This window comes from Pseudomonas koreensis, assembly GCF_025447595.1.
GTDB classification, from domain to species: Bacteria; Pseudomonadota; Gammaproteobacteria; order Pseudomonadales; family Pseudomonadaceae; genus Aquipseudomonas; species Aquipseudomonas koreensis_H.
The window spans coordinates 33,834-57,974 of sequence record NZ_JAOEJU010000027.1 but is presented as its reverse complement, the minus strand read 5'-3'; the positions used below and the strand labels follow the sequence as shown (position 1 = coordinate 57,974).

The window sequence follows — 24,141 nt, the reverse complement described above, 5'->3', positions numbered from 1 at the left end:
TACGGCGGGTCACTTTGGCAAACGCCCCAAAGTAACCAAAGGTCTGGGCCCCTGCGTTCGGCACCTCGCTTTGGCTCGGTGTTCCTTCGTTCCGGGATTCATCCGGGGGCATCGCCTACGGTTTGCTTCGCTGCACCTCCTCTCGATGCATGCGGCTGCGCCGCACGGTCGCTGCGCTCCCACCCCCGGATAAATCCCTCCACTCAGCCTTCCGATGGGGCCGGCACGTCAAAAGCTTTACTCGAGCTAACGCTCATTGTGTTGAGTGGTGAGAAGCGGGAAGCGAATGCGGGCTCCTTTTGATCTTTCCCACGTTTTGCGTGGGAATGCCGCCCGGGACGCTCCGCGTTCCATTTTCGAATGTTTAAAGATGTGGAGGATTTACCGAGACTTCCCATAGGCTTTTCAGGTTGCCCCTCGGAAGTCCCGGTCCTATTGTGGTCGGGGTGTCTCAAATGGCCTGTCAGCTCTACTTACAACAGCACGAAGTGACTACCTGGAGGAATCAGATGTTGAAGTCATTTGACGATCACGTCCTTTCATCCGCATTGGACACTTTGGTCAGAAGTCCTCTGGATCAGGCTGATGGCGTAGCGTTGGTGAATGCGGCCAAAGAAGTCTGGTATTCAGAGTCGAATCTTGAGAATGAGGTCAAAACCTTCCTCACGTTTCATTGCGATGAAACCGAGCGCCGTCGGGCGGCTTATCTGCTTGAGCGATTCACTCGTTTTGCTTGCGTATCGGATAACCGCGTAATGGAAACTCTTCACGCGCTTGAGCTTTTTACCCATTCAACACCCAAGCAGAAGGTGACGCCTCAAAAAGCGGTTTCTTTACGCAATCGTCGTGACGAGTTGGCTGTCGCTTGGGGATTGAAAGAAAGTCTGGGTTTGAAAGTTCAGACTCTCATGCCATTACAGACCCGGCATTACGAGGCAGAGCAGCGAGGAAAGCTCTCTTGAGGTTAATGCGCATAAACAGGAAACCCGGCTTAGGCCGGGTTTCCTGTTTGTAATCGCTTCAAGTCAAAACTTGATGGCAACCATCAGACCTTGGCACTCACCTCACTCCGATTAACCAACCCCTCCAGCGCCGCACTCAAGCTCTGCGCCCGCTCGCCCACCAGCAAGTGCCACACGCCATCTTCCAGCGCGCTCACACCCAGACATCCAAGCTCTTTCAATCGGCTTTCCGACAGCGCCTTGCCATCGGCCAGTTGCAGGCGGATCCGGCTCATGGCGATGCAGTCGAGTTGCAGCACGTTGTCGCTGCCGCCCAAGGCGGTCAGCCATTGTTGGGCCTGGGGTGTGGAGACTGCGATGGGTTCGCTGGTTTCGACGACGGCGACAGGAGAAGTAGTCGCTGCGGCTCGGCCCAATGCGGGCATTGCCAGGCGGATTTCGTCGGCAATGCTGTCGGCCATCGGCCCCACAACAACCTGCAAACTGCCCCCCTTGCCCGGACGTACCACGGCCATCGCGCCCAGTGCTTTCAAGTCCGCATCGGAGGCTTTGTTGCGATCGACCATTTCCAGTCGCAGTCGCGTAGTGCACGCGCCAACCGTAACCAGATTCTCCGCACCACCAAGTGCCTTGATGTAAGCCCCGGCGCGTTCGTTTTCGGTCAGGACCGCTTTGTCGGCGGTGGCGACGTCTTCGCGGCCCGGGGTTTTCAGGTTGAAGCGGCGGATGCAGAAGTCGAACACCGCGTAGTAGATGACGGCATACGCCAAGCCCACTGGCACCACCAGCCAGCCGTTGGTCGAGCGTCCCCAACCCAGCACCATGTCGATGAAGCCGCCGGAGAAGGTGAAGCCCAGGTGGATGTTCAGTGCGTTGGTGATTGCCATCGACAATCCGGTCAGCAGCGCATGCAGCAGAAACAGCAATGGTGCGAGGAACATGAAGGCGAATTCGATGGGCTCGGTGACGCCAGTGAGGAAGGCGGTCAGGGCCATCGACAGGAAGATCCCGCCCATGACTTTGCGTCGCTCCGGCAGGGCGTTGCGGTACATCGCCAGGCAGGCGGCGGGGAGTCCGAAGATCATGACCGGGAACATGCCGGTCATGAACTGGCCGCCTTTCGGGTCGCCGGCGAAGTAGCGGGACAGGTCGCCGGTGACCAGCGCGCCCGTGGTCGGGTCGGTGAAGTTGCCAAACACGAACCACGCCATGTTGTTGAGGATGTGGTGCAGGCCGGTGACGATCAGCAGGCGGTTGAACACGCCGAAGACGAAGGCGCCGAAGCTGCCACTTTCCATCAGCAAGGTGCCGAAACTGTTGATGCCGTGCTGGATCGGCGGCCAGATGTAGCCGAACAGCACGCCCAGGCCGACCGCGCTGAAACCGGTGACGATGGGAACAAAACGCCGGCCGCCGAAGAACGCCAGGTACTCCGGCAGCTTGATGTCCTTAAAGCGGTTGTACAGCGCGCCGGCCATCAGGCCGCTGACGATACCGGCGAGCATACCCATGTTGATGCTCGCATCGAGCACCTTGAGGGTGGAGATCATCACCAGGTAACCGATCACACCGGCGAGGCCGGCGGTGCCGTTGTTGTCACGGGCGAAACCGACGGCGATGCCGATGGCGAAGATCATCGCCAGGTTGGCGAAGATCACCTGACCGGCGTCGTGGATGATCGCGATGTTCAGGAGGTCGGTGTCGCCCAGGCGCAGCAGCAGGCCGGCGATCGGCAGGATCGCGATCGGCAGCATCAGTGCCCGGCCGAGGCGTTGCAGGCCTTCGATGAAGAGTTGGTACATGGCGTTTGTCCTTGTTGTTTTTGTTAGCGCAGAGGCCAATGTTGATGACAGGCATGACGCACCGCGGCGGCGCTGCTCAGCTTGAGCAGATCCCGGGCGAGGCGTTGGCATTCGGCTTCGTGCAGCTGGCGCACGCGATCCTTGATTTCGCCGATCTGTACCGGGCTCACCGACAGTTCGGTCACGCCCAGGCCGATCAACACCGGCGTCGCCAGCGGATCGGAAGCCAGGGCGCCGCACACGCCGACCCAGCGTTTATGCACCGCCGCGCCTTCGCAGGTCATGGCGATCAGGCGCAGCAGCGCCGGGTGCAGGGCATCGACCCGTGCGGCGAGGCCGGCGTGGTCGCGGTCCATGGCCAGGGTGTATTGCGACAGGTCGTTGGTGCCGATGGACAGGAAGTCCGCGTGTTCGGCCAGTTGTTCGGCTTGCAGGGCGGCGGCCGGGACTTCGATCATCACGCCGATTTCCGGACGTTGATTGATGCCCAGTTCCAGGCACAGCGCATCGACCCGCTGGCGGATGTGCAGCAGTTCGTCGACCTCGGTGACCATCGGTAACAGGATCCGGCAGCGCTGCAACGGGCTGACTTGCAGTAGCGCACGCAGTTGCTGATCGAGGATTTCCGGGCGGGCCTGGGCCAGGCGAATGCCGCGTAGGCCGAGTACCGGGTTGGCTTCCACGGGCAGTGGCAGGTAGTCGAGTTGTTTGTCGCCACCGACGTCGATGGTGCGGATGATCACCGACTTGTCGCCCATGGCATCGATCACGGCTTGATAGGCGGCGCGTTGCTCTTCGACGTCCGGCGCAGTGTGGCGATCGACGAACAGGAACTCGGTGCGCAACAGGCCGACGCCGTCGGCGCCATTGGCAAACGCGTCCGCCGCTTCATGGCTGGAGGCGACGTTGGCGACCACTTCGATGGCCACGCCATTGCGGGTTTCGGCTGGCAGATGGGCCTGGGCCTGCTGGGCATCGCGCCGTTGTTGGCGGTCGATCTGCGCCTGGCGGACTTCGGCCAGACGCTCGGCATTCGGCGTCAGTTCGAGGCGACCACCGTCGGCGTCGAGGACCACCGATTGGCCTTGTGCTCGATCCAGCAGCGCCGAGCCCAGTGCGACCATGCACGGCAGGCCTTTGCCCCGGGCCAGAATCGCCACGTGGGAAGTCGCGCCACCTTCGGCCATGCACAACCCGGCGACACCTTGCGCGCTCAGTTGCAGCAGGTCCGACGGCGTCAGTTCGTGGGCGGCGACGATGGCGCCGGCTGGCACTTCGTAATGCCAGGCTTCGCCGAGCAGTGCGCGCAGCACCCGTTGCTTGAGGTCGCGCAGATCGTTGGCGCGTTCGGCCAGCAGCGCGCTGCCGGTGTTTTGCAGCACCTCGCATTGCGCGTCGATGGACTGGCTCCAGGCGTGAGTCGCCGCCGTGCCGGTTTCAATCGATTGCTGGGCGGCGTCGAGCAGTGCCGGGTCTTCCAGCAAGGCCAGATGCGCGGCGAAGATGGCTTCTTCGTCGGCATTACGGTGTTTTTTCGCCTGGGCGAGGGTGCCGTCGATTTCGCTGCGAACCTGGTTCAGCGCGGTGTCGAGGATCTGCAATTGTTGCTCGGGCTGATGATTGCCGCTGTCCGCCGGCAGGCTGATCGCGTTCAAGCGAAACAGCGGCCCGCCGACCAGACCCGGTGCGGCGCAAACACCGTGCAACACGCCAGCCTCGGCCGGGCGGTTGCGTGGGGTGGCGGCTACCGGTGCAGCAGCGTGATGATCTTCGGGCAGGGCGGTGGCCAACGCGGTGAGCAAGGCTTGCAACGCAGCCTGTGCGTCCGGCCCCTGGCAACTGACCTGCACTTCGTCCTGCTCGCCAATCGCCAGGCCCATCAAACCGATGAGGCTGTTGCACGACGCCGACTTGCCGGCGAAATGCAGCTGTGACTGGCTCTTGAAACCTTGCGCCGTCTGGCGGATCAACGCCGCCGGGCGTGCATGCAGCCCGCCGCGATGGGCGACCTGCACGTGACCGTGAACTTTCGGGCCGCCGAGTTCTTCTGTGTTCGCCGCGGCAGTATGACGAGCGACGATGTGCAGCAGCGGTTCGCCCACCTTCACCGTTTTCAGGGTGATGGGGCGCGCCTGGAAATCCTGGCTGTTGGTCAGGATCAGCAGGCTGACCAGGCTTTTGCACTGGCGGCCGACCTTGTCCAGGTCATAGCGCAGCAGCGGCTGGCCATTGCTGACCCGCGCGCCTTCCTTGACCAGCATCGAGAACCCTTCGCCTTGCAACTCCACCGTGTCCAGACCGAGGTGCAGCAACAGCTCGGCGCCGTTGTCGGCGCGCACGGTCAGTGCGTGGCCGGTGCGGGCGACGTGGATCACCACCCCGGCGCAGGGCGAGTACAAGGTGTCGTTCAGCGGATCGATGGCAATGCCGTCGCCCATCGCGCCGCTGGCGAACACCGCGTCCGGGACTTTGGCGAGCGTGAGCACCGGGCCGCTGAGCGGGGCGCTTAAAGTCAGCTCTTTATTGTTGTTGTGCATGGCTCGGTCTCATCAGGAAAACGTTCGGTTCGGACTCAGTGCGTACGGGTGACTTTGCTCAGGTGTCGCGGCTGATCCGGGTCCATGCCACGGGCCACGGCCAGACCGGCCGCCATCACGTAGAAACTCTGGATCGCCAGGATCGGATCGAGGGCCGGATGCTCGGCACGGCTCAGGGTCAGGTCGCGTTCGCTGACGTCGTCTGGCGCGGCCAGCAGCACCCGGGCGCCACGCTGGCGCATCTCGGCTGCCAGGCTCAGCAGGCCGGCCTGTTCGGCACCGCGCGGGGCGAACACCAGCAATGGGTAGTGTTCGTCGATCAGGGCCATCGGGCCGTGACGGACTTCGGCGCTGCTGAAGGCTTCGGCCTGGATCGCCGAGGTTTCCTTGAATTTCAGTGCGGCTTCCTGGGCAATGGCGAAACCGGCGCCACGGCCGATCACCATCAACCGTTCGCAATCGCGCAGGGCGTCGATGGCCGGGCTCCAGTCCTGTTGCGCGGCTTCGCGCAGGCCTTCGGGCAGGGCGTTGTGCGCTTCCAGCAATTCGCTGTCTTCTTTCCAGTGCGCGATCAGACGGGCGCTGGCGCTGAGGGTGGCGATGAAACTCTTGGTCGCGGCGACGCTGCTTTCGGTGCCGGCCAGCAATGGCAGGCTGAATTCACAGGCAGCTTCCAGCGGCGAATCGGCGGCGTTGACCATCGACACGCTGAGGGCACCGCGCTTGCGCAGCAGACGCAGGCTGTTGACCAGATCCGGGCTCTGGCCCGATTGGGAGAACGCGAACGCAACCTGACCGCTGACCTTCAACGGCGCCTGCTGCATGGTCACCACCGACATCGGCAGCGACGCCACTGGTACGCCGAGTTGCTGCATCGTCAGGTAAGCGAAGTAGCTCGCCGCATGATCGGAGCTGCCACGGGCAACGGTCATCGCCACTTGCGGCGGCTGACGGCGCAGGCGCCCGGCGATCTCGATCATTTGCGGGTCGAGCTGTTGCAGTTGGGCTTGCACGGCCTCGAACGAGGACAGCGCCTCCTCAAGCATTTTTGAAGTCAATGTCTTCTCCTTCGACCATGACGGCGGTCAGTGTGAGTGAGCGATCCAGCCGCACGCAGTCGGCCCAGGCGCCTGGTTCAAGGCGCCCGCGTTCGGTGATGCCGAGGTAGTCGGCGGGGAATTGCGAAAGACGTTGCGAGGCCTCGGCGATCGGCAAACCGATCTTCACCAGGTTGCGCAGGGCCTGATCCATGGTCAGGGTGCTGCCGGCCAAGGTGCCGTCGGGCAGGCGCACGCCGCCCAGGCATTTGGTGACGGTGTGGCTGCCGAGCTTGTACTCGCCGTCGGGCATGCCGGCAGCGGCGGTCGAATCAGTGACGCAGTACAGGCACGGAATCGAGCGCAGGGCGACGCGGATTGCACCCGGGTGTACGTGCAGCAGATCCGGAATCAGCTCGGCGAATTTGGCGTGGGCCAGTGCCGCGCCGACGATGCCCGGTTCGCGGTGATGCAGCGGGCTCATGGCGTTGTAAAGGTGGGTGAAACTGGTGGCGCCAGCTTCGAGGGCGGCGACGCCTTCCTCGTAACTGCCGAGGGTGTGGCCGATCTGCATGCGGATGCCCCGGCTGCTGAGTTCACGAATCAAACCGTCATGGCCGGCGATTTCCGGCGCGATGGTAATCACCCGGATTGGCGCGAGTGCCAGATAGTCTTCGACCTCAGCCATCAACGCGGTGTGGGCGAAGTTCGGCTGGGCGCCGAGCTTGCCGGGATTGATGTACGGGCCTTCGAGGTGAACGCCGAGGACTCGGGCGGCACCTTTCGGACGCTGCTCGCAGAACTCGCCGACCTCCTTGAGCACGCTGGCAATCTCGGCACTCGGCGCGGTCATGGTGGTGGCCAGCAGCGAGGTGGTGCCGAAGCGCACGTGGGTCTTGGTGATGGTCTCGAACGCGCTGGCGCCTTCCATGATGTCCTTGCCGCCACCGCCGTGGACGTGCAGGTCGATGAAACCCGGCAGCAGATACGGCAAGTCATTGGTCGCCGGATCGCAAGGCACGCCGTCGATCGACACGACTCTGCCGTGTTCGTGGATCAGCCGGCCGCGAATCCAGCCGTCAGCGGTAAGGATGTTGTCTTCGGACATTTCGCTTCTCTCGTTTGGCCTGGCTGCTGATCAGCGGCGAAGCTCTGCAACAAAGTCGTAGTAGTCGTTGCGGCAATAGGTGTCGGTGACTTCGATCGGCGTGTTGTCTTCCAGGTAGCCGACCCGGGTCATCAGCAGCATCGCGGTGCCGGGGGCGATGCCGACGAGAGCGGCGAACTCGTCCGAGGCGTTGATTGCCTGGATGTGCTGCAAGGCACGCACGATCGGTTTGCCGATGCTGTCGAGGTGTTCGTAGAGGGAATCGCCCACCACCTGTGGCTTGGGCATGATCGAGGCGGGCAGGGTGCTCATCTCGATGGCCATCACGGTGTCGTCGGCTTTGCGCAGGCGTTTCATGCGCGCGACCTTGTCGTTAGGCGACAGGCCCAGTCGGATCAGTTCTTCGTGGGTGGGCAGGGTGACCTCACGCTCGAGCCAATGCGAACTGGGCACGAAGCCCTTGAGGCGCAGCATCTCGCTGAAACCCGACAGGCGCGACAGCGGTTGCTCAAGGCGCGGGGTGATGAAGGTGCCGGAACCTTGCAGGCGGCGAATCAAACCTTGATCGAGCAGGACTTCCAGCGCCTTGCGGGCGGTGACCCGGGAGATTCCGAGCATTTCGCTGAGGTTGCGCTCCGAGGGCATCGCCTGTTCGGCTTTCCACTGGCCGGCATGGATCGCCGCTTCCAGGTTGCGCGCCAGTTGCAGGTACAGCGGCGTCGGCTGGGAGTCGTCGGGACGTAGGGCGTGGAGGTCGTTCATGTAAGGCATTTCCGGCGCTGATATAGGATTGTTGTCGCTCGGTATTTCGGCGAAAACTAATACCACTTGCATACCATGTCAACGCGTCGGAAAGGCCTGTAGTCCTTTGGATTCGGGTGTTACAGGGTGGGTGGTTTGAAGTGGTATTAGAGGTGAGGGCTGGAAAGCAAAAGATCGCAGCCTGCGGCAGTTCTGGCGGGTGAAAGTGGTATCACCGTTCGGACGTTGCCGCAGGCTGCGATCTTTTTGATTTATTTTTTTGCGAGCGACCAATGGTCGGGAGAGAGGGCCGTTTGGCGGCCCCTCGGGAGCGTGCTCCCTGGATGACAGAGTCAGGGGCGGATTTCAATCATCGTGCCGTCCGGCACCAGGTTCCAGACTTCGCGCATGTCGACGTTGCGCATTGCGATGCAGCCATCGGTCCAGTCCAGGGTGTGGAACAGTTGTTCCGGGTTGTCCTCGGAGTCCGGCGTGCCGTGGATCATGATCATTCCGCCAGGCTCGACGCCTTCGCGGCGGGCGCGGGCGGAGTCGCTGATGTTCGGGTAGGAGATGTGCATCGACAGGTTGAATTTGTCGCTGGTCTTGCGCCAGTCGATCCAATAGAAACCTTCCGGTGTGCGTTTGTCGCCTTCAATCAGCTTCGGGCCTTTTTTCGCGCCTTTGCCCAGGGAGATGCGATAGCTCTTGAGTGGCTTGCCGTCGGCGATCAACTGCAGTTGATGGGCCGATTTGAGCACCAGTACTTTTTCGATGAGCGGGGTGTTCGAAGGCGTCACGGTGGTCACGAATGACGCTTGGGAGACGGTGACGAACGACAGGCAGAACAGGGCAAGCAACCAGCGCATTGAAACGATTCCCCAAGAATGAAGCAGATACGTTATCTATTTATAGGTGTCATGCAGGCGCTTTCGCGAGCTGCGTGCGCTGGTTATCGGCAGGCTGGCGGTGAAATCAAGTGATGACCGGTTGAGCGAGCGGCGGTATCGACTCCGAACGAACCGGGTAGGTCTCGGCGCGCCGATCAGCGAAGAAGCATTCTAAGGTACGGCCCACCGTGCGGAAAGCCAGCTCGTCCCAAGGGATGTCCGCTTCGTCGAACAGTTGCACTTCCAGGCTTTCGGGGCCGGCGGCGAAGTCCAGATCCGCCAGCTCGGCGCGGAAAAACACATGGACCTGGCTGATGTGCGGCACGTCGATCAGGGTGTAAATGCTCAGGTTACGCACCCGGGCGCAGGCTTCCTCGGCGGTTTCGCGAATAGCGGCCTGTTCGATGGTCTCGCCGTTCTCCATGAAGCCGGCGGGCAGCGTCCAGTAACCGAGGCGAGGCTCGATGGCGCGGCGGCACAGCAGCACTTTGCTGCCCCAGGTCGGTACACAACCGGCCACGATGTTGGGGTTCTGGTAATGAATGGTCTGACAGCTGTCGCAGACGAATCGCAGCCGCGAGTCGCCTTCGGGAATGCGCTGGGTGACCGGGTTGCCGCACTGGCTGCAAAATTTCATGCTGGGGTTCCTGAATGCTGCGCCTATCTTGGCGTGCAGCGGTGGCAGTCGGCAAGTTGTCGTTTCGCGACATGACGCCCGTTCGGGGCTTGGGCGGTCGCATTGATTGGTGCATGATGCAGGGCAAGGCACCGATCGAGAACACCTATGCTGGACGAGCTATTGCACCGGGTAAGCAATCACACGCCGCGCACGCTGGAGACCGACACGCGTTTCCCCGAGGCCGCTGTCCTAGTGCCGATTACTCGCAGTGACGAACCTGAACTTGTCCTGACCTTGCGCGCCAGCGGGCTCTCGACCCACGGTGGCGAAGTTGCCTTTCCCGGCGGTCGACGGGATCCGGAGGATCCAGACCTGATCTTCACCGCGCTGCGTGAAGCCGAAGAAGAAATCGGCCTGCCACCGGGACTGGTCGAAGTGATCGGTCCGCTCAGCCCGCTGATTTCCTTGCATGGCATCAAGGTCACGCCGTATGTCGGGGTGATTCCGGACTTTGTCGAATACCAGGCCAATGATGCCGAGATCGCTGCGGTGTTCAGTGTTCCGCTGGAGTTCTTCCGCAAGGACCCGCGTGAACATACCCACCGCATCGACTATCAGGGTCGCAGTTGGTACGTGCCGAGCTATCGTTACGGCGAATACAAGATCTGGGGGCTGACGGCGATCATGATCGTCGAGTTGATCAACCTGCTCTATGACGCCAGAATCAGCCTGCATCAGCCGCCTAAAACTTTCATTAATACTTGAAAGCACCAATACCTGAAGCCATCGTTCGAATGGCCAGCCATCGTGAGCCCCTGAGGAAAACAAGATGAAATACCGCCTGGGCGACGCCCGTGTCGAAACCCATCCGCAGAGCTGGGTCGCCCCCAATGCCGTGCTGGTGGGCAAGGTCAAACTGGAAGAGGGCGCCAACGTCTGGTTCAACGCCGTCCTGCGCGGTGACAACGAACTGATCCTGATCGGCAAGAACAGCAACGTGCAGGACGGCACAGTGATGCACACCGACATGGGGTATCCGCTGACCATCGGCACCGGCGTAACCATCGGCCACAACGCCATGCTCCATGGCTGCACGGTCGGCGACTACAGCCTGATCGGCATCAACGCCGTCATCCTCAATGGCGCGAAGATCGGCAAGAACTGCATCATCGGCGCCAACTCGCTGATCGGCGAAGGCAAGGAAATCCCTGACGGTTCACTGGTGATGGGCTCGCCGGGCAAGGTCGTGCGTGAACTCACCGAGCCGCAGAAGAAGATGCTCGAAGCCAGTGCCGCGCACTATGTGCATAACTCCCAGCGCTATGCGCGCGATCTGGTCGAGCAGGAAGAATGACAACCCCGGAAAGACCCGTCGCCTCGCCGTGCGTGAGCATTTGCGCGCTGGACGAGGACGACATTTGCACCGGTTGCCAGCGCACGGTCGAGGAGATCACTCGCTGGAGCCGGATGACGAATGATGAGCGCCGGGTTGTACTCGGGCTCTGTCATGAGCGGGCGAAGGCCAGTGGCCTGGTCTGGATGATCGGCAAAACGCCAGGGCAATAGCCGATTTGATTGGCGTCATCGAAGGGCTGAAGTAACCTGTGCGCCAAATTGACAGGTCACGCCCATGATTTTCCTCATCGCTTACATCAGCAGCGTCGTGCTGATCAACTTCGCCTTCTCCACCGCGCCGCACCTGGACATCATCTGGTCGGCCTGGGGCGGGCTGGTGTTCGTGCTGCGCGACATGGTGCAGATCCGTTTCGGCCACGGTGCGATCGTGGCGATGCTGGCGGCGCTGGTGCTGTCCTATATCACGTCCGATCCGTCGATTGCGCTGGCCAGCGCCACGGCATTCGCGGTCTCCGAGTGCATCGACTGGCTGGTGTTCACCATCACCAAACGCCCGCTGCGCGACCGCTTGTGGATCAGCTCGGCGCTGAGCATTCCCCTCGATACCTTCATCTTCTTCGGCATGATCGACCTGCTGACGCCGCCGGTGCTGATCACCGCGCTGGCCTCGAAGTTCGCCGGCGTTACTGCGGTCTGGCTGATCATGGCCTGGCGTGAACGCAAACAGGCTGTCGCCGGCTGAAGCCAAACCCTCAGGTTCATGTAAAATGCCGCGCTTTCTCCCCATGGAAAGCGCGTCTGGCGTTGCTTTCCTCGATGATCCGCTTCTTTGAGGACCTGAGATGACCCGTATCGGAACTCCATTGTCGCCGACCGCGACCCGCGTATTGCTGTGTGGCTGTGGTGAGTTGGGCAAGGAAGTGGTAATCGAGCTGCAACGCCTGGGCGTTGAAGTGATCGCCGTTGACCGCTACGCCAATGCGCCGGCCATGCAGGTTGCCCATCGCAGCCACGTGATCAACATGCTCGACGGCGCCGCCCTGCGTGCAGTGATCGAAGCCGAGAAGCCGCACTTCATCGTGCCGGAAATCGAAGCCATCGCCACCGCCACTCTGGTCGAACTGGAAGCCGAAGGCTTCACCGTGATCCCGACCGCTCGCGCTGCGCAACTGACCATGAACCGCGAAGGCATCCGTCGTCTGGCCGCCGAAGAGCTGGACCTGCCGACTTCTCCGTATCACTTCGCCGACACTTTCGAGGATTACAGCAAGGCCGTTCAGGATCTTGGCTTCCCGTGCGTCGTCAAACCAGTGATGAGTTCGTCGGGCAAAGGCCAAAGCCTGCTGCGCAGCGCCGATGACGTGCAGAAAGCCTGGGATTACGCCCAAGAGGGCGGTCGCGCCGGTAAAGGTCGCGTGATCATCGAAGGCTTTATCGATTTCGATTACGAAATCACTCTGCTGACCGTGCGTCATGTCGGCGGCACCACGTTCTGTGCGCCTGTCGGTCACCGTCAGGAGAAGGGTGACTACCAGGAATCCTGGCAGCCACAAGCCATGAGTCCGATCGCACTGGCTGAATCCGAGCGCGTTGCCAAAGCCGTGACTGAAGCGTTGGGTGGTCGTGGTCTGTTCGGCGTCGAGCTGTTCATCAAGGGCGATCAGGTGTGGTTCAGCGAAGTGTCGCCGCGTCCGCACGACACCGGTCTGGTGACCCTGATTTCCCAGGACCTGTCGCAGTTCGCCCTGCACGCCCGGGCAATTCTTGGTCTGCCGGTGCCGCTGATCCGTCAGTTCGGCCCATCGGCTTCGGCGGTAATTCTGGTGGAAGGCCAGTCGACCCAGACCGCATTCGCCAACCTCGGCGCTGCACTGAGCGAGCCGGATACCGCGCTGCGCCTGTTCGGCAAGCCTGAAGTCAATGGTCAGCGCCGCATGGGTGTTGCGTTGGCCCGTGACGAGTCGATTGAGGCCGCTCGTGCCAAGGCGACCCGTGCTTCCCAGGCTGTTGTTGTAGAGCTGTAAACCGAGTCACATCTATCGCGAGCAAGCTCGCTCCCACAGGTTCGGCGGTGGACACAAGTTATGTGTGTGGCACGGACAATGTGGGAGCGAGCTTGCTCGCGAAGCTTTTGATCTAAGATCAGGCAACCTGATTCAAATCGTTATTGCGCGTTTCCTTCAGGCACAGCACGGCGATCAAGCTGAGCACTGCGGCCGCAGACACATACCCGCCCACGTAACTCAAACCACCCATCGCCACCAGTTTCTGCGCGAAGAACGGTGCTGCCGAGGCCCCGACAATGCCGCCGAGGTTGTAGGCCGCCGATGCGCCGGTATACCGGACGTGCGTCGGGAACAGCTCCGGCAGCAGCGCGCCCATCGGGGCGAATGTCACCCCCATCAGAAACAGTTCGATGCATAGAAACAGCGCCACGCCCCAGGTTGAGCCCTGAGTCAGCAACGGCTCCATCAGAAATCCGGAAAGAATCGCCAGCACACCGCCGACGATCAGCACCGGCTTGCGCCCGTAGCGATCACTGGCCCACGCCGACAACGGCGTAGCGGCTGCCATGAACAGCACCGCGAAGCACAGCAGCCCGAGGAACGTCTCGCGGCTGTAACCCAATGTGGAGACGCCGTAGCTCAGGGAAAACACGGTCGAGATGTAGAACAGCGCGTAGCACACCACCATGGCGGCGGCGCCCAGCAGCGTCGGTGCCCAGTACTGGCTGAACAGCTCGACCAGCGGCACTTTCACCCGTTCCTGGCGGGCGATGGCATTGGCGAACACCGGGGTTTCGTGCAGTTTGAGGCGCACGTACAAGCCGACCATCACCAGCACGGCGCTGAGCAGGAACGGAATCCGCCAGCCCCAGCTGCGGAACTGATCGTCACTCAGGCTCATGGCCAGCGTCAGGAACAGACCGTTGGCCGCCAGAAAACCAATCGAAGGCCCAAGTTGCGGGAACATGCCGAACCACGCCCGTTTACCTTTCGGGGCATTTTCGGTCGCCAGCAGCGCTGCGCCGCCCCATTCGCCACCCAATCCCAGGCCCTGGCCGAAGCGCAGCACGCACAGCAGGATCGGCGCCCAGGCCCCGATGCTGTCGTAACCCGGCAGCACGCCGATCAGGGTGGTGCAGACACCCATCAGCAGCAGCGAAGCGACCAAAGTCGATTTGCGCCCGATCCGGTCGCCGAAGTGGCCGAACAGCGCCGAACCCAAAGGTCGGGCGAGGAAGGCGATGCCGAAGGTCAGGAACGCCGAGAGCATCTGCGCGGTGCCGGAGGTCTGCGGGAAGAACACCGGCCCGATCACCAGCGCAGCGGCGGTGGCGTAGACGTAAAAATCGTAGAACTCGATGGCCGTGCCGATGAAACTCGCGGTGGCCACGCGGGTGGCGGAGTTGGTCGGTTGGGCAGGCGTGGTGTCGCTGTAAGCGGTACTGGTCGTCATGCGGTGATCCCTGACAGTCATGAGCTCCGTTGGAGCGAATTATTATGGTCGAACACCCAGGGATGTGGGATGAGGCGCGATCGCTGCTTCAGGTAGGAACAGTCGTCGGTGTGATGCGGATATTGCCGATGAACCGGCCGGAACTTGTCGGGTGCGGGGTAAGCACGCGGTTCGGCGGGGCTTGGGTAAGCACCGCGATTATAGGAAGGTGGCTAACGATTGAACAAGGGGCTGTCTAGCGCGCCGTGGCCAGCGCCGGGGAGGAAGTGGTGTGCCAGATCAAGACCTTGCTCACCCGGTTCTCCTCGGTTTCGAGAATCTCCAGGCGATAGCGGCCGATCTTCAGGCAGACCGCGCTTTCCGGGATGGTTTCCAGCGCTTCGGTCACCAGGCCATTGAGGGTCCGGGGTCCGTCGCTGGGCAGGTGCCAGCCCAGGCATTTGTTCAGTTCGCGGATCGATGCCGCGCCATCGATCACCATGCGGCCATCGGCTTGCGGGTGGATGTGCGGGTTGTCGAGGCTGTGCTCGCTTTCGAATTCGCCGACGATCTCTTCGAGAATATCTTCCAGGGTGACAATCCCCAGCACTTCGCCGTACTCGTCCACCACCATGCCCAGACGCCGCTGCTGCTTGTGGAAATTCAGCAGTTGCAGTTGCAGCGGAGTGCTTTCAGGGACGAAATACGGCTCGTAACTGGCTGCCAGCAACGCTTCGCGGGTCAGGCTGCGATTGTCCAGCAGGTGCCGGATCTGCCGGGTGTTGAGCACCGCTTCGACCTGATTGATATCGCTGTGGAAGACCGGCAGGCGAGTGCGCCGGTTCTTGCGCAATTGCTCGATGATTTCTTCGATCGGATCGTCGAGGTTGATGCCGTCGACATCGCTGCGCGGCACCAGAATGTCGTTGACCGTGATGTTGTCCAGCGCATGGATGCCTGAAACCGGGTGCGGACGCACCGGATGATCCGGATCGTCATGACGCTCCGCCGGCACATCGTCTTCGCTCTGTTGCACCACCTGGGCCTTGCGGATAAACGGGCGCATCAGCAAACCACTTGCGTGAGCGAGCAACCACGCAAGCGGGTAAACCGCTTTTAGCGGTACCGCCAGCAACGTATTGCCGAACGACAACACCGCATCCGGATACCGCTGGGCGAGCGCGCGTGGGAAATAGTCGGCAAAGACCAACAGCAGGGCGCCGGCGCCGAGGCAAGCCGCCCAAGGGCCGTTTTCTTCACAGAGAAAGATTGCCAGCAGCGTGGCCAGGATCACGGCGAGGGCGCGGCACAGAGTATTGCAGAGGATCAGGCTGTCGAGCGGGAAGCTGAGCTTCGCCAGCGGTTTGTCGCTGGCGCGGGAGGCGGTGCGTTGCGCGAGCAGGTGCTGTTGCGCCGCTTCGACGGCGGTAAACAGCCCTGACCAGAGAATCAGCAGGACAAATACCGCGAGCATCGGCCCTATGGGCAAACCGTCCATTTATGCCGCCCGTCAGATGTGCAGGATGTATTCACGGACCAGTTTGCTGCCGAAATACGCCAACATCAGCAGACAGAAACCGGCGAGGGTCCAGCGGATTGCCTTGTGGCCGCGCCAGCCGAGGCGGTTACGGCCCCACAGCAGGACGCTGAACACGACCCAGGCCAGGCAGGCCAGCAGGGTTTTGTGCACCAGGTGCTGGGCAAACAGGTTCTCGACGAACAGCCAGCCGGAGATCAGCGACAGCGACAACAAAGTCCAGCCGGCCCAGAGGAAACCGAACAGCAGGCTTTCCATGGTTTGCAGCGGAGGGAAGTTCTTGATCAGCCCGGACGGGTGCTTGTGCTTGAGCTGGTGATCCTGCACCAACAGCAGCAACGCCTGGAACACCGCGATGGTGAACATGCCGTAGGCGAGGATCGACAACAGGATGTGCGCGAGGATCCCCGGCTCTTCGTCGATGATCTGCACCGTGCCGGTCGGCGCAAATTGCGCCAGCAGCACCGTGATCGCACCCAGCGGGAACAGTAGCACCAGCAGGTTTTCCACCGGGATCCGCGAGCAGGCCAGCAGGGTCAGGGCGATGACGGCCGCAGCAATCAGGCTCGAGGCGCTGAAGAAGTCCAGGCCCAGGCCGATCGGCGTCAATAAATGGGTGAGCAGGCTGGCGCTGTGGGCCAGCACGGCGAGGACGCCGAGCGAGACCAGCAGGCGCTTGTTGGCCTTGGCGCCAGTGGCCAGGCGGGTGCCCTGATAGAGAGTCGCAGCGGCATAGAGAAGGGCGGCGGCGAGGGTGGTCAGCAAACTCGGTGACAAGGGGAGCATAAATCCTGTTAGGCAAGCCCGAAAGGGGCTGAGTTTGGCATAGAACCGCCATTGCACGAAAGACCGACAAGCTGACAGCGAGGTGTCCGCCAGACGCAGTCTTCGCTATAATCCGCGACCTGCCCACGCCGCAGGCTCGCCGAGCACATGTTGATTCCGGTCTGGGCCGCCATTATCCCGGTCTACACAGGGCCTGAAAGGATCGCGCAATGTTTGAAAACTTAACCGACCGTCTCTCGCAGACGCTGCGCCATGTCACCGGCAAGGCGAAGCTGACCGAGGACAATATAAAAGACACCCTGCGCGAAGTGCGCATGGCGTTGCTCGAAGCCGACGTCGCCCTGCCGGTGGTCAAGGACTTCGTCAATTCGGTCAAGGAACGCGCTGTCGGCACCGAGGTGTCGCGCAGCCTGACGCCGGGCCAGGCGTTCGTGAAGATCGTCCAGGCCGAACTCGAAAGCCTGATGGGCGCGGCCAACGAAGACCTGAACCTGAGCGCCGTGCCGCCCGCCGTCATTCTGATGGCCGGTCTGCAGGGCGCTGGTAAAACCACTACCGCCGGCAAGCTGGCGCGCTTCCTTAAAGAGCGCAAGAAGAAGTCGGTCATGGTCGTGTCGGCGGACATCTACCGTCCTGCTGCTATTAAACAGCTGGAAACCCTGGCCAACGACATCGGCGTGACGTTCTTTCCGTCCGACCTGAGCCAGAAACCGGTCGACATCGCCAACGCGGCTATTAAAGAAGCAAAACTGAAATTCATCGACGTGGTCATCGTCGATACCGCCGGTCGTCTGCACATCGACGAAGAGATGATGGGCGAGATCAAGGCGCTGCACGCCGCGATCAATCCGGTTGAAACCCTGTTCGTGGTCGACGCCATGACCGGTCAGGACGCGGCCAACACGGCCAAGGCCTTCGGTGATGCGCTGCCGCTGACCGGTGTGATCCTGACCAAGGTCGACGGTGATGCCCGTGGCGGTGCCGCGCTGTCCGTTCGCGCGATCACCGGCAAGCCGATCAAGTTCATCGGTATGGGCGAGAAGAGCGAAGCGCTCGATCCATTCCACCCTGAGCGTATCGCTTCGCGGATCCTCGGCATGGGCGACGTGCTCAGCCTGATCGAACAGGCTGAAGCGACCCTCGACAAGGACAAGGCCGACAAGCTTGCCAAGAAGCTGAAGAAGGGCAAGGGCTTCGACCTCGAAGACTTCCGTGATCAGCTGCAACAGATGAAGAACATGGGCGGCCTCGGCGGGCTCATGGACAAACTGCCGAACATCGGTGGCGTCAATCTCTCGCAAATGGGCAACGCCCAGAACGCCGCAGAGAAGCAGTTCAAGCAGATGGAAGCCATCATCAACTCCATGACCCCGGCCGAGCGCCGCGACCCTGAGCTGATCAGCGGTTCGCGCAAGCGCCGGATCGCCATGGGTTCCGGCACCCAGGTGCAGGACATCGGTCGCTTGATCAAGCAGCACAAGCAGATGCAGAAGATGATGAAGAAATTCTCCGCCAAGGGCGGAATGGCGAAAATGATGCGCGGCATGGGCGGAATGTTGCCCGGCGGCGGCATGCCAAAAATGTAAAGAACTCGCCGGTCGTCGCACCGGCGCAGAACCCGCAGGGACGCGGGATCTCCAGTAAACCCGCATATGGCGGGAGCTGACCGGCCGTTTTGAACGACGGCTCAATATGCAAATCTGCACGGCATGCCACAGGCGCCGGAAAAAGTCATTTGCAAAAGTCCGGATATTCCTTAGAATATGCGGCCTTTCGGGCACCCATGCCCGCTGTGCATTTAGATTTGCAGCACCGACTACAGGAACGATGTTCACATGCTAACAATCCGTCTTGCCCTTGGCGGCTCCAAAAAGCGCCCGTTTTACCACCTGACCGTAACCGACTCCCGCAACCCGCGTGACGGTTCCCACAAAGAACAGATTGGTTTCTTCAATCCTGTTGCCCGTGGTCAGGAAATCCGTCTGTCCGTGAACCAAGAGCGCGTTGCCTACTGGCTGAGCGTTGGTGCACAGCCTTCTGAGCGTGTTGCTCAGTTGCTGAAGGAATCGGCTAAGGCTGCGGCCTGAGCAATATGAACGCGACGCCTGCTGTTGCCGATGATTTGATCGTTATTGGCAAAATTTACTCTGTTCACGGCGTTCGCGGCGAAGTGAAGGTTTATTCCTTTACTGATCCGACTGAAAACCTGTTGCAGTACAAAACCTGGACGCTCAGGCGCGAAGGTAATGTCAAGCAGGTCGAGCTGGTCAGTGGACGCGGGAGCGACAAGTTCCTGGTCGCAAAGCTCAAAGGTCTTGATGATCGTGAAGAAGCTCGTCTTCTGGCCGGTTACGAGATTTGCGTGCCGCGCAATCTGTTCGCTGAATTGACCGAAGGCGAGTACTACTGGTACCAGCTGGAAGGTCTGAAGGTCATCGATACGCTTGGGCAATTGCTCGGGAAAATCGATCATCTTCTGGAAACCGGCGCCAATGATGTAATGGTAGTCAAGCCTTGCGCTGGCAGCCTGGATGATCGCGAACGCCTGTTGCCCTATACGGAGCAATGCGTGTTGGCAGTCGACCTCGCAGCGGGCGAGATGAAGGTGGATTGGGACGCGGACTTCTAAGCGTGGCTAACTTGCGCGTAGAAGTGATCAGTTTGTTTCCCGAGATGTTTTCCGCCATCGGCGACTACGGCATCACCAGTCGTGCGGTCAAACAGGGGCTCTTGCAGCTGACCTGTTGGAATCCGCGGGATTACACGACGGATCGGCATCACACTGTGGACGATCGCCCGTTTGGCGGTGGTCCGGGCATGGTGATGAAGATCAAGCCCCTGGAAGATGCTCTGGTTCAGGCCAAGGCAGCAGCCGGGGAGGCGGCGAAGGTGATTTACCTGTCCCCCCAAGGCCGTCAACTGACTCAGTCGGCGGTACGCGAACTGGCTAAATCGGATGCATTGATCCTGATTGCCGGTCGCTATGAAGGCATTGACGAGCGTTTTATTGATGCTCATGTCGATGAAGAGTGGTCGATTGGTGACTATGTGTTGTCTGGCGGCGAGCTGCCGGCCATGGTCATGATCGATGCGGTTACACGACTGCTGCCCGGAGCTTTAGGGCATGCGGATTCCGCTGAGGAAGATTCCTTTACGGATGGTCTGCTGGATTGCCCGCACTACACCCGACCTGAGGTGTATGCGGATCAGCGTGTTCCCGACGTGTTGCTGAGTGGCAATCACGCGCATATCCGGCGTTGGCGTTTACAGCAGTCCCTTGGTAGGACCTATGAACGGCGCGCCGATCTTCTGGAAAGCCGCTCGCTTTCTGGAGAAGAGAAGAAGCTGCTCGAGGAATACATCCGCGAGCGGGACGATAGTTAACAACGTATCGATGGTAGATCAGACGATTTACCTTAGGAGCACAGCATGACTAACAAAATCATCCTTGCACTCGAAGCAGAGCAGATGACCAAAGAAATCCCTACCTTTGCCCCAGGCGACACCATCGTCGTTCAGGTGAAAGTGAAGGAAGGCGATCGTTCCCGTCTGCAAGCGTTCGAAGGCGTTGTAATCGCCAAGCGTAACCGCGGCGTGAACAGTGCGTTCACCGTTCGTAAAATCTCCAACGGTGTTGGCGTAGAACGTACTTTCCAGACCTACTCCCCGCAGATCGACAGCATGGCTGTTAAACGTCGCGGTGACGTACGTAAAGCCAAGCTGTACTACCTGCGCGACCTGTCGGGTAAAGCAGCTCGCATCAAGGAAAAACTGGCTTAAGTCCAGCTTCCGATGCAGAAAAAAGCAGCCTACGGGCTGCTTTTTTGTTGCCCGCCATTTATCCACAGCACTCTGTTTCAGGCCAGGCCCATGACCCCTCGCGAGCAAGAAATCGAACGCCGCACCGAGCTCTCGGTGACCCGCGTGACCAAGGCGGTTTTCCCGCCGACCACCAACCACCACAACACCCTGTTCGGCGGCACTGCGCTGGCCTGGATGGACGAAGTGTCGTTCATCACTGCTACGCGGTTTTGCCGTTTGCCTTTGGTGACCGTGTCCACCGACCGCATCGATTTCAATCATGCGATCCCGGCGGGTTCCATCGTCGAACTGGTCGGGCGGGTGATCAAGGTCGGCAACACCAGTCTCAAGGTCGAGGTGGAAGTGTTCGTCGAAAGCATGAGCTGCGACGGCCGTGAGAAAGCCATTCACGGGCAGTTCAGCTTTGTTGCGATTGATGATGACAAGCGTCCGGTGCCAGTGCTGCCCGGGTTTGCAGCCTGATTCAAAATCGAGTCGCGGCATTCGCGGGCAAGCTCGCTCCTACAGATTTTGTGTAGTCCGTTGATGTTGCGTTTGAAACGGATACTCTGGGAACGGGCTTGCCCGCGATTTGATCTTTCAGGCGCTGACGCTCTCAGGCTGAATCAGCGCCAGCAGCGTCCACCCCGGCCCTGGTTTCAACACGGTTTCCGGCGAGACGACGTGCACCCAGTCGCTGTCATCGCGCATGAACAGCAGCGTCGCGCGGTTGCCATGCAACGCACGGTAATCGTCCCAGCCAAAACCGTCCGTCAGCGTCGTGCTGTACAACTCGGCACCCTGACTCAGTTGGCTGGCCAATCTGGCGTAAGTCAGCGCTTCGCTCCCCAGTTGATTACCGCGATGTTCAAGGCTGGCGCGGTGCTTGGCGCTGCGACGGCTTTCCTGGCCGCTGGCCAGACCAAACAGGCGCTGGTGGCCGAAATCATGGCGAAAGCGCATGGCGGCCAACGTATTGAGTTCGCCGGACGGTGACAGCGCCAGCAAATGTCCCAGCCCCACCAGATCCAGGTGCGCATCGGCATGCTGCGAGGCCGGGTTGCCGAAGTAGGTCGGCAAGCCTTCCATGCGCGCCGCGCGGATGTTTTCCCAGCTCGAATCGGTCAGCAGCACGCGGCTGCCCAGTTGCTGCAAATACTTGCCCAGCAGGCGGGCCGGACCGTTGGCACCGACGATCAGAAAGCCACTGGGCGCAGGCTCCGCTACTTTAAGAAAACGTGCCAAAGGGCGAGCGGTAGCACTTTGCAGCACTACGGTGCCAATGATTACGGCGAATGTCAGTGGAACCAATAACAAGGCGCCTTCGTGCCCTGCCTCATCCAGGCGAATGGCGAAAATCGCCGACACGGCTGCTGCCACAATTCCCCGTGGGGCAATCCAGCACAACAGTGCGCGCTCGCGCCAGCTCAGCGTGGAGCCAGCCGTACTCAGCAATACGTTCAATGGCCGCGCAATCAGTTGAATCACCAGAAGCAGTATCAGTACCAGTGGCCCCAGGCCGATCAGTGCGTTCAAGTCCAGACGCGCCGCCAGCAGAATGAACAACCCGGAAATCAGCAGTACGCTGAGATTCTCCTTGAAGTGGAGGATATGTCTTACATCCACGCCCTTCATGTTCGCCAGCCACATGCCCATTAATGTCACTGCGAGCAGACCCGACTCGTTCATCACCTCGCTGGATGCAATGAATATCCCCAAGACCGCCGCCAATGAAGCGAGGTTGTGCAAGTATTCTGGCAACCAGTGTCGGCGAATGACGGTGCCGAGCAGCCAGCCACCGGCTATCCCGAATGCGCCTCCACACAGAATCACACCGGCGAACGTAATCAGGCTTTGCTTGAGCCCGTGGCCCTCGGCACTCGCGATGATGAAGCTGTAGACGACCACAGCGAGCAGCGCGCCAATAGGGTCGATAACGATGCCTTCCCAGCGCAGGATATTGGCGATCGAGGCTTTGGGGCGTACTACGCGCAGCATTGGCACGATCACCGTGGGCCCGGTGACGAGCGTCAGGCTGCCGAACAGGATTGCCAGCAGCCAGTCGAACCCGAGCAGCCAGTGAGTCGCCAGTGTAATGATGACCCAGGTTGAAATTGCCCCGATGGTCACCAGCCGGCGGACCACACTGCCAATTTCGCGCCATTCCGAGAGATGCAGGGTCAGGCTGCCTTCGAATAGAATCAGCGCCACCGCCAGCGACACCAATGGCATCAGCAGTGGTCCGAACATTTCCTGTGGGTCGAGCCAGCCAACTACCGGCCCGATGAAAATGCCCGTTAACAATAAAAACAAAATCGCCGGTAGCTTCAAACGCCACGCAAGCCACTGGCAACCCAGCGCCGCAACGCCGATTGCGCCGAACACCAAGAGAATTTGCTGTTCGCTCATTTAGGCTCCCTGTTCCTTGAAATAGCGGGCTATGAAAGACTAGCGGCCATTTCAACCGTTCACTCTTTATTTGCGCGCAGTGCCAAGCCTGCGTGTCTTGAGCGCCCATGCCTGCCATCGACCACCCACTGATTGACCAGTTTCTCGACGCCCTCTGGCTGGAGAAAGGCCTGTCCGACAACACCCGCGACGCCTATCGCAGCGATCTCGCGCTGTTCAACGGCTGGTTGCAGGACAAAGGCCTCGAGCTGATCAATGCCGGTCGCGAACTGATCCTCGATCACCTGGCCTGGCGTCTGGAACAGAACTACAAACCTCGCTCCACCGCGCGATTCCTCTCCGGTGTGCGTGGCTTTTATCGCTACCTGCTGCGGGAAAAACTGATTTCGGTCGATCCGACCTTGCGCGTTGATATGCCGCAACTCGGTCGGCCGCTGCCCAAATCCTTGTCGGAAGCCGACGTTGAAGCATTGCTTAAGGCGCCAGACTTGAGTGAAGCCATCGGCCAGCGCGACCGCGCCATGCTCGAAGTGCTTTACGCCTGTGGACTGCGGGTGACCGAGTTGATCAGTCTGACCCTGGAACAGGTCAACCTGCGTCAGGGCGTGTTGCGGGTGATGGGCAAGGGCAGCAAGGAACGGCTGGTGCCGATGGGCGAGGAGGCGATTGTCTGGGTCGAACGCTACCTGCGCGATGGTCGCGACGAGTTGCTGGGCGGGCGCCCCAGTGATGTGCTGTTCCCCAGCCAGCGTGGCGAGCAGATGACCCGCCAGACCTTCTGGCACCGTATCAAGCATCAGGCCAAGGTCGCCGGGATCGGCAAGTCGCTGTCGCCACACACCTTGCGTCACGCGTTTGCCACGCACTTGCTCAACCATGGCGCCGACCTGCGGGTGGTGCAGATGCTGTTGGGCCACAGCGACCTGTCGACCACGCAGATCTACACTCACGTCGCCCGGGCACGTTTGCAGGATCTGCATGCCAAACATCACCCGCGTGGCTGAGCGCCGTTTGTCTTGCGACAGGCGCATTCGGCCACGGGAGCCTTATGTGGTAGGCTTTGCCGGTTTGCACGATGGGCGGTTATGACCCGGTGTTCCGGCACGGGCGTTCTGATC

At 60.9% G+C, this 24,141-nt stretch carries 24 protein-coding genes; 13 read left to right on the top strand and 11 right to left on the bottom strand.

Features of this window, described 5'->3' with window-relative positions:
• The first annotated feature begins 509 nt into the window (after nucleotides 1-509).
• Nucleotides 510-962, top strand: a complete 453-nt coding sequence (locus N8H71_RS25025; protein WP_262196051.1) for a hypothetical protein — start codon at nucleotides 510-512, stop codon at nucleotides 960-962.
• Between the two features lie 83 nt (nucleotides 963-1,045).
• On the opposite strand, the gene nagE is transcribed toward N8H71_RS25025, so the two are convergent.
• From nagE to N8H71_RS24990, 7 genes are all read right to left on the bottom strand, one after another.
• Complete coding sequence (gene nagE, locus N8H71_RS25020) at nucleotides 1,046-2,764, bottom strand: N-acetylglucosamine-specific PTS transporter subunit IIBC (RefSeq protein WP_262196050.1); 1,719 nt, start codon at nucleotides 2,762-2,764, stop codon at nucleotides 1,046-1,048.
• Nucleotides 2,765-2,787: 23 nt separating this feature from the next.
• Nucleotides 2,788-5,301, bottom strand: a complete 2,514-nt coding sequence (ptsP, locus tag N8H71_RS25015; RefSeq protein WP_262196049.1) for a phosphoenolpyruvate--protein phosphotransferase — start codon at nucleotides 5,299-5,301, stop codon at nucleotides 2,788-2,790.
• A gap of 35 nt (nucleotides 5,302-5,336) precedes the next feature.
• On the bottom strand, nucleotides 5,337-6,359 hold the full coding sequence (locus N8H71_RS25010) for an SIS domain-containing protein (protein ID WP_007954611.1): 1,023 nt from the start codon (nucleotides 6,357-6,359) through the stop codon (nucleotides 5,337-5,339).
• The gene (gene nagA / locus N8H71_RS25005; protein WP_262196048.1) at nucleotides 6,340-7,446 is read right to left on the bottom strand and encodes an N-acetylglucosamine-6-phosphate deacetylase; all 1,107 of its coding nucleotides are present in this window, start codon (nucleotides 7,444-7,446) and stop codon (nucleotides 6,340-6,342) included. The genes N8H71_RS25010 and nagA overlap by 20 nt, the downstream gene beginning before the upstream one ends.
• Before the next feature lie 30 nt (nucleotides 7,447-7,476).
• Complete coding sequence (locus N8H71_RS25000) at nucleotides 7,477-8,208, bottom strand: GntR family transcriptional regulator (RefSeq protein ID WP_431768322.1); 732 nt, start codon at nucleotides 8,206-8,208, stop codon at nucleotides 7,477-7,479.
• A gap of 332 nt (nucleotides 8,209-8,540) precedes the next feature.
• The gene (locus N8H71_RS24995; RefSeq protein ID WP_007954614.1) at nucleotides 8,541-9,056 is read right to left on the bottom strand and encodes a L,D-transpeptidase family protein; all 516 of its coding nucleotides are present in this window, start codon (nucleotides 9,054-9,056) and stop codon (nucleotides 8,541-8,543) included.
• Nucleotides 9,057-9,162: 106 nt separating this feature from the next.
• Entirely contained in the window at nucleotides 9,163-9,714 is a 552-nt protein-coding gene (locus N8H71_RS24990) for an NUDIX hydrolase (RefSeq protein WP_262196046.1), read from the bottom strand.
• 147 nt (nucleotides 9,715-9,861) lie between these two features.
• Between N8H71_RS24990 and N8H71_RS24985 the strand changes: the two genes are divergently transcribed.
• The 5 genes from N8H71_RS24985 (at nucleotide 9,862) to purT (ending at nucleotide 13,076) form a co-directional block, all read left to right on the top strand.
• Nucleotides 9,862-10,461, top strand: a complete 600-nt coding sequence (locus N8H71_RS24985; RefSeq protein WP_262196045.1) for a CoA pyrophosphatase — start codon at nucleotides 9,862-9,864, stop codon at nucleotides 10,459-10,461.
• 64 nt (nucleotides 10,462-10,525) lie between these two features.
• Nucleotides 10,526-11,050, top strand: a complete 525-nt coding sequence (locus N8H71_RS24980) for a gamma carbonic anhydrase family protein (RefSeq protein ID WP_007954617.1) — start codon at nucleotides 10,526-10,528, stop codon at nucleotides 11,048-11,050.
• Nucleotides 11,047-11,262: a DUF1289 domain-containing protein gene (locus tag N8H71_RS24975; RefSeq protein ID WP_007954618.1), complete on the top strand. Its 216-nt coding sequence runs from the start codon at nucleotides 11,047-11,049 to the stop codon at nucleotides 11,260-11,262. Before N8H71_RS24980 ends, N8H71_RS24975 begins: the two co-directional genes overlap by 4 nt.
• A 64-nt stretch (nucleotides 11,263-11,326) precedes the next feature.
• Entirely contained in the window at nucleotides 11,327-11,794 is a 468-nt protein-coding gene (locus N8H71_RS24970) for a preQ0 transporter (RefSeq protein WP_262196044.1), read from the top strand.
• 100 nt (nucleotides 11,795-11,894) lie between these two features.
• Nucleotides 11,895-13,076, top strand: a complete 1,182-nt coding sequence (purT, locus tag N8H71_RS24965) for a formate-dependent phosphoribosylglycinamide formyltransferase (protein ID WP_085697261.1) — start codon at nucleotides 11,895-11,897, stop codon at nucleotides 13,074-13,076.
• A 118-nt stretch (nucleotides 13,077-13,194) separates the two neighbouring features.
• On the opposite strand, the gene N8H71_RS24960 is transcribed toward purT, so the two are convergent.
• From N8H71_RS24960 to N8H71_RS24950, 3 genes are all read right to left on the bottom strand, one after another.
• Entirely contained in the window at nucleotides 13,195-14,511 is a 1,317-nt protein-coding gene (locus tag N8H71_RS24960; RefSeq protein ID WP_085688908.1) for an MFS transporter, read from the bottom strand.
• A gap of 235 nt (nucleotides 14,512-14,746) precedes the next feature.
• Nucleotides 14,747-15,988, bottom strand: coding sequence for a transporter associated domain-containing protein (locus N8H71_RS24955; RefSeq protein WP_262196043.1), 1,242 nt, complete (start codon nucleotides 15,986-15,988; stop codon nucleotides 14,747-14,749).
• 12 nt (nucleotides 15,989-16,000) lie between these two features.
• The gene (locus N8H71_RS24950) at nucleotides 16,001-16,813 is read right to left on the bottom strand and encodes a cytochrome C assembly family protein (RefSeq protein ID WP_262196042.1); all 813 of its coding nucleotides are present in this window, start codon (nucleotides 16,811-16,813) and stop codon (nucleotides 16,001-16,003) included.
• 209 nt (nucleotides 16,814-17,022) lie between these two features.
• On the opposite strand from N8H71_RS24950, the gene ffh reads away from it, so the two are divergent.
• The 6 genes from ffh to N8H71_RS24920 all read left to right on the top strand — a co-directional run bounded on the left by ffh (nucleotide 17,023) and on the right by N8H71_RS24920 (nucleotide 21,097).
• Entirely contained in the window at nucleotides 17,023-18,399 is a 1,377-nt protein-coding gene (ffh, locus tag N8H71_RS24945) for a signal recognition particle protein (protein WP_007954627.1), read from the top strand.
• 249 nt (nucleotides 18,400-18,648) lie between these two features.
• A complete protein-coding gene (gene rpsP, locus N8H71_RS24940; protein ID WP_110949946.1) occupies nucleotides 18,649-18,900 on the top strand; it encodes a 30S ribosomal protein S16 in 252 nt (83 codons plus the stop codon).
• 5 nt (nucleotides 18,901-18,905) lie between these two features.
• Nucleotides 18,906-19,442, top strand: coding sequence for a ribosome maturation factor RimM (gene rimM, locus N8H71_RS24935; RefSeq protein WP_262196041.1), 537 nt, complete (start codon nucleotides 18,906-18,908; stop codon nucleotides 19,440-19,442).
• A gap of 2 nt (nucleotides 19,443-19,444) precedes the next feature.
• The gene (trmD, locus tag N8H71_RS24930) at nucleotides 19,445-20,197 is read left to right on the top strand and encodes a tRNA (guanosine(37)-N1)-methyltransferase TrmD (protein WP_085688893.1); all 753 of its coding nucleotides are present in this window, start codon (nucleotides 19,445-19,447) and stop codon (nucleotides 20,195-20,197) included.
• A gap of 45 nt (nucleotides 20,198-20,242) precedes the next feature.
• Nucleotides 20,243-20,593 (top strand): 50S ribosomal protein L19, encoded by a 351-nt coding sequence (rplS, locus tag N8H71_RS24925; protein WP_003175895.1) that lies wholly within the window; start codon nucleotides 20,243-20,245, stop codon nucleotides 20,591-20,593.
• Between the two features lie 90 nt (nucleotides 20,594-20,683).
• The gene (locus N8H71_RS24920; RefSeq protein ID WP_011332614.1) at nucleotides 20,684-21,097 is read left to right on the top strand and encodes an acyl-CoA thioesterase; all 414 of its coding nucleotides are present in this window, start codon (nucleotides 20,684-20,686) and stop codon (nucleotides 21,095-21,097) included.
• Between the two features lie 117 nt (nucleotides 21,098-21,214).
• On the opposite strand, the gene N8H71_RS24915 is transcribed toward N8H71_RS24920, so the two are convergent.
• On the bottom strand, nucleotides 21,215-23,023 hold the full coding sequence (locus tag N8H71_RS24915) for a cation:proton antiporter (protein WP_262196040.1): 1,809 nt from the start codon (nucleotides 23,021-23,023) through the stop codon (nucleotides 21,215-21,217).
• A gap of 107 nt (nucleotides 23,024-23,130) precedes the next feature.
• Here N8H71_RS24915 and xerD point away from each other — a divergent pair, with 107 nt between their 5' ends.
• Nucleotides 23,131-24,027, top strand: coding sequence for a site-specific tyrosine recombinase XerD (gene xerD / locus N8H71_RS24910; RefSeq protein WP_262196039.1), 897 nt, complete (start codon nucleotides 23,131-23,133; stop codon nucleotides 24,025-24,027).
• Nucleotides 24,028-24,141 lie beyond the last annotated feature (114 nt).